This is a genomic window from Calidithermus timidus DSM 17022, assembly GCF_000373205.1.
In the GTDB taxonomy this organism is placed as follows: domain Bacteria; phylum Deinococcota; class Deinococci; order Deinococcales; family Thermaceae; genus Calidithermus; species Calidithermus timidus.
On the sequence record NZ_KB890698.1, the window covers coordinates 99362 to 110146 of the forward strand.

Annotated in this window: 10 protein-coding genes; 6 read left to right on the forward strand and 4 right to left on the reverse strand. The window is 64.9% G+C overall.

Annotation, left to right across the window (positions count from 1 at the left end):
- Positions 1-24 precede the first annotated feature (24 nt).
- From B047_RS16725 to B047_RS0110915, 4 genes are all read right to left on the reverse strand, one after another.
- Entirely contained in the window at positions 25-1191 is a 1167-nt protein-coding gene (locus B047_RS16725; RefSeq protein WP_157205897.1) for a methyltransferase C-terminal domain-containing protein, read from the reverse strand.
- Between the two features lie 50 nt (positions 1192-1241).
- A complete protein-coding gene (locus tag B047_RS0110905) occupies positions 1242-2279 on the reverse strand; it encodes an NAD-dependent epimerase/dehydratase family protein (protein ID WP_018467002.1) in 1038 nt (345 codons plus the stop codon).
- A gap of 10 nt (positions 2280-2289) precedes the next feature.
- Positions 2290-3096: a glucose-1-phosphate cytidylyltransferase gene (gene rfbF, locus B047_RS0110910; protein ID WP_018467003.1), complete on the reverse strand. Its 807-nt coding sequence runs from the start codon at positions 3094-3096 to the stop codon at positions 2290-2292.
- Positions 3097-3308: 212 nt separating this feature from the next.
- Positions 3309-4583, reverse strand: coding sequence for a TolC family protein (locus B047_RS0110915; RefSeq protein ID WP_169336600.1), 1275 nt, complete (start codon positions 4581-4583; stop codon positions 3309-3311).
- A gap of 232 nt (positions 4584-4815) precedes the next feature.
- Here B047_RS0110915 and B047_RS18155 point away from each other — a divergent pair, with 232 nt between their 5' ends.
- From B047_RS18155 to B047_RS0110945, 6 genes are all read left to right on the forward strand, one after another.
- The gene (locus tag B047_RS18155) at positions 4816-5088 is read left to right on the forward strand and encodes a hypothetical protein (protein ID WP_018467005.1); all 273 of its coding nucleotides are present in this window, start codon (positions 4816-4818) and stop codon (positions 5086-5088) included.
- Between the two features lie 276 nt (positions 5089-5364).
- Positions 5365-6378, forward strand: a complete 1014-nt coding sequence (locus B047_RS0110925; protein ID WP_018467006.1) for a LacI family DNA-binding transcriptional regulator — start codon at positions 5365-5367, stop codon at positions 6376-6378.
- Between the two features lie 137 nt (positions 6379-6515).
- Complete coding sequence (locus B047_RS0110930; protein ID WP_026234814.1) at positions 6516-7754, forward strand: ABC transporter substrate-binding protein; 1239 nt, start codon at positions 6516-6518, stop codon at positions 7752-7754.
- 102 nt (positions 7755-7856) lie between these two features.
- Positions 7857-8834: a carbohydrate ABC transporter permease gene (locus B047_RS0110935; RefSeq protein WP_018467008.1), complete on the forward strand. Its 978-nt coding sequence runs from the start codon at positions 7857-7859 to the stop codon at positions 8832-8834.
- A gap of 2 nt (positions 8835-8836) precedes the next feature.
- Positions 8837-9766, forward strand: a complete 930-nt coding sequence (locus tag B047_RS0110940; RefSeq protein WP_026234815.1) for a carbohydrate ABC transporter permease — start codon at positions 8837-8839, stop codon at positions 9764-9766.
- Entirely contained in the window at positions 9750-10781 is a 1032-nt protein-coding gene (locus B047_RS0110945; RefSeq protein WP_040779749.1) for an endo-1,4-beta-xylanase, read from the forward strand. The genes B047_RS0110940 and B047_RS0110945 overlap by 17 nt, the downstream gene beginning before the upstream one ends.
- Positions 10782-10785: the final 4 nt, after the last annotated feature.

Genomic DNA, 10785 nt, shown 5'->3' on the forward strand with positions numbered 1-10785 from the left:
CCCGCGCCCGGCGTTCTGCCTTATTCACCGCTTGACTCCCACCGCCTCCTCCACCGCCGGCCCCACGATCTCCGGGTGCGGCAGCGGCACGATGAACTTGCCGCCCAGGCGGGTGAACTCGGCCTGCTGCTCGATGATACGCTGGGCGTAGTCCCAGGCCAGGATCAGCAAGTAGTCCGGGCGGCTCACCAATGCGTGCTCGGGCGAGAAGACGGGCAGGTGGACGCCGGGGACGTAGAGCCCCTGCTTGAAGGGGTCGGGGTCGACGACGTACTCCACCACCTCGCGGCCCAGGCCCACATAGTTGAGCATCAGCACGGCCCGCGCGCTCGCTCCGTAGGCGGCGATGCGCCTGCCCTTGGCCCGCAACTCCAGCAGCAGCGCCAGCAGTGCCTCGCGGGCCGAGGCCACGCGGGAGGCGAATTCTTGGTAGAAGGCCAGGCCGGACATGCCCAACCGGCGCTCGAGCTCGAGGTAGCGGTACACCGAGGGCTCGGCGGGGCGGGTCTTGCTGGCGTAGAAGCGCAGCAGCCCTGGGCGGGTGGGGTGGCGCTCGAGGCGGAAGAGCCTGAGGCCGTGGCGCAGCAGCAGGGTCTGGATCGAGGTCACCGAGAAGTAGCTCCTGTGCTGGGGGTGCAGCGTGTCGAACTCACGTCCTTCGATGAGGTAGCGGATGTAGGGGCTCTCGAAGAGCGCTACGCCGTCCTCGTGCAGCGCCAGCGCGATGGCTGCGACGAAGCCCCCAGGATCGTCGGTCTCGGCCAGGGTGTTGTGGGCGAGGATCAGGTGAACCTTGGGGTGGTGCTGGGTGTAGTCGCGGCTGAGGTTTTCCACCCCCCGCACCTTCACCGTGCTTTGTTGCAGCTTGGAGCGCAGCTCGGCCAGGGGGTTGCCCAGCTCGAGCACCACATTCCCCTCGCCCAGGTCCAACTCCTCGACGAGCTGCTGAAGGTCCTGCGCGCTGCCCAGCCCGAAGTAGGCGAAGTCCTCAAGTTCGCTGAAGGGGGAACGGGTGGCGATCATCTGCTGCACCAAAGCGCAGCGCTGACACAACCCCAGCTCGATGGGCACCCGGCCCTCGAGCACCCCCAGGTGCTGGGCGGGGATGAGCCCTTGTGGTAGCTTGCCCAGCTCGAGGAAGCTCACGAGCTGAGCCGAACCACACGAGCGACAGCGGTGTATTTTTCTCACGATGATATCCTCACCCTTCCTCGCAGTGCTCACCGCCGGAAGCCTCGGGGTTATTGCACGGTCTCCTTCCAGTAGAGCCCCTCGTCGAGCCTGCCCTCGGCCTGGAGCTCTTTGATGCGCTTGATGCGCATGAAGCGCGAGCTCTTGAAGCTCTCCAGCGTGAGGGAGGGGTTGCGCCGGTATTCGTCATAGAGCTGCTCGATGCCCTTGCGCACCGTCCAGACCGGCTTGAACTCGGGTAGCACGGCCCTGATCTTGTCGCAGTTGACCCGGTAGTTGCGGATGTCGGGCTCGGCCCCGTCGGAGAAGGTGGCCTCGCTGCCGGGGACTACCTCGGCCACCATCTGGGCTACCTCACGCACGCGGTAGTTCTCGCTGGTCTGGCCCACGTTCAAGGCCTCCAGGTGCACGCGCTCGCGGGGGGCCTCGAGCGCCGCCAGGAAGGCGCGGGAGATGTCCTCGATGTGCACGAAGGGCCGCCAGGGCATGCCGTCCGACTTCATGGCGATCTGGCCGGTGAGATAGGCCAGGCCAGTGAGGTCATTGACCACCAGATCCGAGCGCAGCCTCTGCGAGAAGCCATAGGCGGTGGCGCAGCGCATGAAGGTGGGGCTGAAGTTCTCGTCGGCCAGGAGGGCGAGGTCGAACTCGCAGCGGATCTTGGACTCGCCGTAGGGCGTGACCGGGTTGAAAGGGGCGCTCTCGTCGAGGAAGTCCTGCGGCCCCGCGCCGTAGAGGCTGCACGAGCTGGCGAAGAGGAAGCGCTTGACCCCGGCTTTTTTGGCCGCCTTGGCCGTGCGCACCACGCCGTAGTGGTTGATGGCGTAGGTGGTCTGGGCGTTGAGATTGCCCAACGGGTCGTTGGAAAGGGCGGCCAGCGCGATCACGGCGTCGAAACCCACGAAGTGCTCGGGCTCGACTTGCCGCACGTCCACCCGGAGGGAGGGGATGGCAGGGGGCTCCTCGCTGAAGTGGCAGCCCTGGTAGAGGAAGCTATCCAGGCCCACCACTTCGTGCCCGGCCTTCTGCAAGAAGGGCACCATCACGCTGCCGATGTAGCCGTTGTAACCCGTAACCAGGATCTTCATGCATGCTCCTCTAAACCTGCCCGAATACTTTCCCGTCCAGGCTGCGGGCCTGCTCGTCCCAGATCTTCCAGGGAGCGCGCCCGCTTTCCCACAGCTTCTCGAGGTACACCTTGTCGCGCTGAGCGTCCATGGGCTGAAAGAAGCCCTCGTGCTTGAAGGCCATGAGTTCGCCGGCCATGCTCAGGCGCTCCCAGGTCTCGGCCAAGTCGCTCTGATCGCCTTCGATGTACTCGTCGCAGACCCCAGGTTCCAGCACCGCGAAGCCGCCGTTAATCCAGGCGCTCTCCAGGGGCTTTTCGCTGAAGTCGGCCACCCGGTCGCCCTCGAGGATGAGTTGCCCGAAGCGGGGCGGGGGGTGGACGGCGGTGAGGGTGGCCAGCTTACCGTGACCCTTGTGAAACTTCAGCAGTTGGGGGAGGTTGACCGTGGAAACCGAGTCGCCGAAGGTCATGAAGAAGCTTTCCTCGAGGTAGGGGCGCAGGCGTTTGATGCGCCCGGCGGTGTTGGTGTGCAGCCCGGTATCCACCAGCTTGACTTTCCAGTCGAGGGCGTGGGGGTTTTCCACCTCGATGGTGCCCCGGCCCAGGTCGAGGCTCATGTTGCCCGAGTAGGCCGCAAAGTCGGCGAACCACTTCTTGATGTATTCCCCCTTATACCCCAAGGCGATGATGAATTCGTTGTAGCCGTAGTGCGAGTAATGCATCATGATATGCCACAGGATCGGCATGTTGCCGATCTCCACCATGGGTTTGGGCTTGACCACCGTCTCCTCGGAGAGCCGACTGCCCACCCCACCCGCCAGAATCACTACCTTCACGCCTTGCCACCTCCTGAAAATCCCAACTTAAAGCTTAGAAGCCGCAGCGTGACAGCTCCGTTATGGAAGCCCAATCCCGTCTCCACCAGCCCACGATGGGCGGCGTTAACTGCTTTGGGGGGTGCGTAGCGTGGGCAACGGGAAGATAACGGGCAGCTTCACAAAGGGTCGTAGGCCGTACGCAAAACGCCACTTCCCCATGGCTTCCCACTTCACCGCCGCAGCGTCCAAGGCAGACCGGTGAGCTCGAGGTACTCGCTGACCGCATCGACGTACTCACTCCAAGCGAAGCTGTGGTCGATCTCGCTGCGGGCGTCGGCGACGCGCTCGAAGTATTCCTCGTCGGTGAGCTCGCCCCGGTCGTAGAGGGCTTTGCTCTGGGCGAGGTATTGCTGCTCCAACGCCATGGCCCGCTCACCCAGGGCCAGGCGGCGCTCGAGCAAGGCCAGGCGTTCGCGGCGGGCCTGGAGTTCGGCGGCGATTTGGGCCTGGAGGGTTTGCAGGAAGAGGCTCTGGCTTTGCACCCGGGCGCTTGCGCCGTAGGAGGTGTTGAAGATCAGGGCGTAGAGGTTGATCTCGGCCTCGAGGGTGAGGCCCCAACTGGGTTCTACGGTGGCGTTTGGGTCGGTGGAGGGCTTGCGTAGCTCGAGGCTGGTGCCCACCCCCAAAACCCCCTCGTTGAAGCTGAGCGCACCCCCGATGCCGAAGGCGTCGCGGTTGCTGCTCATCCCTAGGCCGATCCTGAAGGTGGGCAGCCAGGCAAAGTTGGCGCTGTGCGAGTCGATTTGAGCCTGGGTGAGGTTGGCCAGTTCGCTGAGGTACCTCGGGGTGGCCTTGGGATCGACCTCGGGCGTGGCGAAGCGCACGGTCCGGTTCTCGGCGGTGCCCCTCAGGCCGTAAGCAGCGGCATTGCGCTGGGCATCGTTCAGAGCGCTGCGGGCGAGCTCGAGGTTCAGGCGAGCCCCCTCGAGGCCGAGCTCGGCCCGCTGCACGTCGAGGTCGGTGGCTTGGTTCTCTTCGCGGCGCTCGCGGGTGGCGGCGAGGCGGGCCTGGGCCAACCCCACCCGAGCTTCGGCCTCGCGCAGGAAGAGCTGCTGCTGCCACACGCGGATGTGGGCTTGCAGAGCGGAGCGGGTGCTCTCGCGCTGTAAGCGCAGGTAGGCCTCGCGGACGTCCTCGAGGCTGCGCGAGAGTTGCCCGATGCTGCTGGAGTTGAGCGTCCAGCCCAGCTCAAAGCGCAGGCCGTAGCTGTTGGATGTGATGGTGTTGCCAAAAAAATACGGGTCGGGGGACTGGCCGTAGTTGAAGGTAGGCACCGCCCTGCTGCTGATCCCTAGCTGGGCGAGCTGCAAGGCCTGCTGGGCGGCGTCGAATTGGGTCTTGAGCAGTTCCAGGCGAGGGTCTTTGTACTGCAGGGCATCTTCCGGGCCGAAGGCAGCGGCCAGGCCGCCTAAAATCCAAACCACCGAGATTGCAGCACGTTGCAAAATGGATCCCATCTCTCCTCCGTGGGTTCGAGCCGCTGATAAAAACGATCCAAACGCCTTGCTCAGAGTGTAGCCACCTGGCGTAAAGTGGGCGTTAAGGATCGGCTGGCACTGGGCTCTTCCCCGCCACAGCTCCTCCGGAAGGCTCTCAGAATGGCCTGCCGTCGCCTGAAACGCGCCGCTTAACGGCCCAGGTAACGAGCGCCGTGTTCGCTGAGCTACACTGGAGGGCATGAGGGGATTCCGGCACGGGGTAGGAAGCCTGCTGCGCCTTGCCCTGATCGTGCGCCTGAGCTTACACGAGCGGCTGCGCTGGATATGGCTCCCCGGCCTCAATCCCCCGGCCATGTTTCGCCGCAGCGATCAGGCCCGGCTGCCTCTGAGCCTCGAGCAGGCCTACTACCCGGCCCAAAGCCGGGGCAGTATCGTGCTGATCCCCAAGGATGCGTACTACCGGGAAGCCGAGGAGCTGCTCGAGCGGGTGAGCCGGGATGGCGCAGCGTAAGTGATGCGCGAGGGTGGTCTGCGAATTTAGAAAACGCTTTCCAGTCCTCTTAGCGGCTACGATCTCTCGGTGACGGGACGTAAATCCTCTCCAGTAAGCAAATTTCTCGATTTAGGGTTTGAGATTGACCTCCTGGGCCGACAAAAGATCCCGGTGTGCAAAAATTATTCGATTCATAAAATGCCTGTTCTCAGGCTATTGACAGCGCTTTCAAAACATGCTTTACTGTGGCTCAATCAACACCGTTGCGGCTGAGCCATCGGCCTGGAGGGAAGCGTGCCTGATTCGGTCACCTTGAGCCACGTTGCGCGGGAAGCTGGGGTTTCCCCCAGTACGGTCTCGAGGGTCATCAACGGCACGGCGCGGGTCGCGCCCGAGAAGGAGCGCGCGGTCTACGAGGCGATCCGGCGGCTGGGGTACCGGCCCAACCTCTTCGCCCAGGGCCTGGCCAGGGGCAAGTCCATGAGCGTGGGGGTGATGACCCAGGACGTGGCCAGCCCTTACTACGGCGAGGTGATCAAGGGCATCGAGCAGGGGCTCGACGGCAGCCCTTACTATCCGATCTTCGCCAGCGGTCACTGGCGGCCCGAAGCCGAGCGCGAGGCTTTCAAGGTGCTCAGCGGGCGTAAGATCGACGCTTTGATCGTGATGGGAGGGCTGCTTCCCGACGCGGAGCTGCTCGAGATGGCCGCCCACCTGCCCATGGTGGTGATTGGCCGCACGGTGCCGGGCCTGGAGAAGGACTGCCTGCACGCCGACCAGGTACAGGGCGCTTATGAGGCCACTCGCCACCTCATCGAGCTGGGCCACCGGCGCATCGCCCACATCGCCGGGCCGCTGTACCAGCAGGATGCCCGCGACCGCCTCGAGGGCTACCGCAAAGCCCTCGCCGAGGCCAACCTCAACTTCGACCCCCGCCTGGTAGTCGAGGGCGACTACCACGAGCCCTCCGGCCTCATGGCCGTCGAGGCGCTGCTCTCTCGCGGGGCGCTGTTCACAGCCATCTTCTCCTCCAACGACCAGATGGCCTACGGGGCCCGCCTGGCGCTGTATCGCCGGGGTATCCAGGTGCCGGGGGAGATTTCGCTGGTGGGCTTCGACGACTTACCGATCTCGAGCTACACCACCCCGCCCCTCACCACGGTGGCCCAACCTACGTTGGAGTTTGGCCGCGAGGCGGCCAGGGCCATCCTGGCCAAGCTCGAGGGGCGGCCCTACTCCCTTCCCGCGCTGGCCAACAAGCTCATCATCCGCGAGTCCACGGCGCTGCTACGCCAGGGAGCGCGCTGATGCCCCATCCCCACGAACTCCCCGGAGCTTGCTCATGAGGCACGACCACGGTGAAGGAGGTGCGAGGATCCAGATCTGAAAGCGTTTGCAGACCCTTGACAATCGGCATTTGGAGAAGTCAGGCAAGGAGGCGCTGAATGAAGAAGACCGCAGTTGTGTTGCTGGCCGCGCTGGCCCTGGGCGGGATGGTCCTGGCCCAGAAGAAAGTGATCACGGTGGGGATCTTCCCCAACCTCGACGACGCCATCAAGGCGCAACTACCCGGTTTTAACAAGCTCTACCCCAACATTGAAGTCAAGCTGGTGACGCTGCAATACGCCGATCACCACAACGCCCTGACCACCGCGCTGGCTACCGGCCAGGGCCTGCACGACGTCGAGGCCATCGAAATCGGCTTCGTAGGCCGTTTTGCCGAGGGGCAGGGCTTCGAGGACCTCAACAAGCCGCCCTACAACGCCGACTTGTACAAGAAGCTCTTCACGCCCTACACCATCGCCCAGGCTACCTCCTCCGATGGCCGCTTCATCGCCATGCCCGTCGACATCGGACCGGGCACCTTCTACTACCGCAAGGACATCCTCGACAAGGCCGGGATCAACCCCGCCAGCATGATGACCTGGAACGGGTACATCGAGGCGGGCAAGAAGATCAAGGCCATGGACAAGAACATCTTCCTCATCGCCAACGCCGCTGACGTGGCCTGGATCAACATCTTCGCCACGGTGGGCGCGGGAGAGGGCTACTACTTCGACAAGAGCGGCAAGGTCATCGTCGACAGCCCGCGCTTCGTGCGCGCCTTCGAGTTGGCCAAGCAGATCCGCGACGCCGGGCTCGACGCCAAGATCGGGGCCTGGACCAACGAGTGGTACGACGGCTTCAAGAAGGGTACCGTTGCCACGCAGTTCTCCGGCGCCTGGTTGCAGGGGCACCTCCAGAACTGGATGGCCCCCGAGACCAAGGGTCTGTGGCGCGTGCAGCAGCTCCCCGAAGGGCTGTATGGCTCCTGGGGCGGCAGCTTCTACGGCATCCCCAGCGCCTCGAAGAACAAGGCCGAGGCCTGGACGCTGATCAAGTACCTCACCACCAACCGCGCCGCGCAGATCGCCGCCTTCAAGGCCATCGGGGCTTTCCCGGCGTTGCTGTCGGCCCAGACCGACCCGGTGTTTGAGGAGGGCGTGGACTTCCTGGGCGGTCAGAAAGCCCGCGTGCTGTGGCGCGAAGCCGCCCGCAAGGTCAAGCCGGTGGAGGCCAACAAGTACGACCGCGTGGCCAACGAGATCATCAGCACCGCGCTGTCGCAGGTGCTGGACGAGGGCAAGGACATCAAGGCCGCGCTGGCCGAGGCCAAGACCCTCATCGAACGTCGCATGCGCTAGGGCTGTCCGTAGCGGGAGGACTCGAGCCCACACCGGACTCGCTTCGGTGTGGGCCATACCTGAAAACCCCTACGGCGCTGCTTGAGCGAAAGGAGCGTCTGAGTGCAACACAGCAGCACCGCCCCTCCCAGGGCCAGCAGCCGGCAGATGCGCTGGAGCAACCTGCAGCGCCGCTGGGCCCCTTATGTCTTCATCAGTCCCTTTTTCGTTTTGTTCTTGGCTTTTGGGCTCTATCCCACGCTGTTTTCGCTGTACATGTCCTTCCAGTCGTGGTCGCAGACCGACGGCTGGGGCCACTGGAAGTTCGTGGGGCTGGAGAACTACAGCTTCACCCTCACCGATCCCATGTTCTGGCGGGCGATGTACAACACGCTCTGGCTGGGCGTCGTCTCGGGCCTGCCACAACACCTGCTGGCGATTCCGCTGGCCTTCGTCATCCACATGGGCCTCAGCCGCTTCAAGACCTTCGTCAGCGCGGTGTACTTCCTGCCCTACATCACCTCGACGGTGGCGGTGGCCCTGATCTTCAGCACGCTCTTCTCGACCCAGAAGGGCGTGATCAACCAGACCATCGCCTACCTCAACACCCTGCCGCTGTTCGGCTGGTTTTTGCCGGACGAGAACATCAACTGGTTCCTCAACTCCACCATCAAGTGGGGGATCGCGTTGGTGGTGGTCTGGAAGTACACCGGCTGGAACACCCTGCTCTACCTCTCGGCCATCCAGGCCATCCCCCGCGAACTCTACGAGGCCGCTTCGGTGGACGGGGCCACCCGCTGGCAGCAGTTCCGTTTCGTGACGCTGCCGCTTTTGCGCCCGATGATGTTTTTCGCGGTCTCGCTCACCATCATCGGCAACATGCAGCTTTTCGAGGAGCCTTTCGTGCTGCTCAACGGCGGGGCTAGCTCGGCCACGCAGGGCGGCCAGACCGTGGCGATGTACATGTTCCGCACCGCTTTCGAGTGGCTCGAGATGGGCACGGCGGCCTCCATCGCCTGGATACTGTTCGCCTTCATCGCTGTGCTGACGATCATCAACAACCTGGCCTTCGGGCGCGCAGCCCAGGGAAGGGGGGAGTGAGCATGGCCCTACAAGCACCCAAACCCACCGCTGGCCGCAACCTCGGCGGCAGCCTGGCCCGGTTGAGCGGCTACGGGCTGTTGCTGCTGGGCGGGCTGGTGACGCTGGCCCCCTTCTACTTCATGTTCGTCTTCGCCACCCACGAGCGCTCGGAGATCTTCGGCTCCCCGCCGCCGCTGTGGTTCGGGGGCGACCTGGCGACGAACTACCAGATCCTCCTGCAGAAGATTCCCTTTTGGCGGGCCTACTGGAACAATGTCTACCTGGCGCTGGTGGTCACGCTGTGCAACTTGTTCTTCTGCAGCCTGGCCGGATATGCCTTCGCCATGTACGAGTTCCGCGGGCGTAACCAACTCTTCGCCTTCGTGCAGGCTACCTTGCTCATCCCGGCCATCCTCAACCTCATCCCCTTCTACCTGGTCATGACCCAGCTCGACCGGGCCATGGATCCCCTGGCCAACGCCTTCGCCGGGACCTTTCTGGGGCGGATCCACCTCTTCGACTGGATCGACACCCCTAAGGCGCTGTGGTTGCCGGGCATGGCCGGGGCCATCGGCATCTTCATGATGCGCCAGTACATTGCCTCGGCCATCCCCCGCGACCTCATAGACGCTGCCCGCATCGACGGGTGCAGCGAGTTCGGCATCTACTGGCGCATCGTGCTGCCGCTGGTGCGCCCGGTGCTGGGCACGCTGGGCCTGATCACCTTCATCGGCTCCTGGAACCGCTTCGCCGACGTGGCGGTGATCCTGCGCAGCCAGGAGACCCAGACCCTGCCGGTGGTGCTGCGCACCCTGCAAGGAGCGACCGACGTGGAGTGGGGCGCGATCATGGCGGGAACCGCGCTGCTGGTGGCTCCGCTGCTCTTGCTGTTCGTCTTCGCCGCCCGCCAGCTCATGGAAGGACTGACCTCCGGTGCGCTCAAGAGCTAGCGCGTACTGGTTCGGCGTGGGGTTGGTGGTGGCGCTGAGCCTGGCTCAGACCCCTTCCCCCCAGTCCCTGCGCGCGCTGGCCGAGCGCCAGGGGCTGCTGGTGGGAGCCGCGGTGGACCTAGCGGCCCTGTACGACCCCCTCGAGCCCGAGTACGCCCAACTCCTCGCCCGCGAGTTCAACCTGGTGGTGGCCGAGAACGCCATGAAGTGGGCCTCCCTGAGCAACGCGCGGGGGCAGTACAGCTTCACCGGCGCTGACGCCCTGGTGCGCTTCGCCCGCCAGCACGGCCAGCGCTTGCGCGGCCACACCCTCATCTGGCACGAGCAACTGCCCGCGTGGGTGCGCAGCGGCACCTTCTCCCGCGAGGCCATGCTGGCGGTGATGCAGGAGCACATTCAGGCGGTGGCCGGGCACTTCCGCGGCCAGGTGGCCTACTGGGACGTGGTCAACGAGGCGGTGAGTGACCGGGGCGGCCTGCGCGAGACCCCCTTTCTGCGGGCGGTGGGCCCCGACTACCTCGAGCACGCCTTCCGCTTCGCCCGCGCCGCCGACCCCCAGGCCAAGCTCTTCTACAACGACTACGGCGCCGACGGCATGGGCGCTAAATCGGACGAGATCTACGCCCTGCTCAAAGCGCTCAAGGCCAAGGGGGTACCCGTCGACGGGGTGGGCTTCCAGGCCCACCTCGACAGCACCTTCTCGGTCCAGCAGGCGCGGATGCGGGAGAACCTAGAGCGCTTCGCCGACCTGGGCCTCGAGGTGCACATCACCGAGCTGGACGTGCAGCTAAAAGGGGCGGGCTCGCGGGAGGAACGGCTGGAGGCGCAGGCCCGGATCTACGCCGAGGTGCTGGCGACCTGCCGCGCGGTCCGCGGCTGCAGCGCCGTGACGCTGTGGGGCTTCACCGACGCCCACTCCTGGCGAGCCGCCGCCGAACCCCTGATCTTCGACGCGCTCTACCGGCCCAAACCGGCGTACCAGGCTCTGCTGCGGGCTCTGGGAGGCAACCCTTGAGCCT

Coding starts and splice junctions, on each gene's coding strand:
- B047_RS0110905 (WP_018467002.1), bottom strand. CDS start 2,279: ATGAAGATCCTGGTTACGGGTTACAACGGCTACATCGGCAGCGTGATG.
- B047_RS18155 (WP_018467005.1), top strand. CDS start 4,816: ATGAGGGGATTCCGGCACGGGGTAGGAAGCCTGCTGCGCCTTGCCCTG.
- B047_RS0110930 (WP_026234814.1), top strand. CDS start 6,516: ATGAAGAAGACCGCAGTTGTGTTGCTGGCCGCGCTGGCCCTGGGCGGG.
- B047_RS0110940 (WP_026234815.1), top strand. CDS start 8,837: ATGGCCCTACAAGCACCCAAACCCACCGCTGGCCGCAACCTCGGCGGC.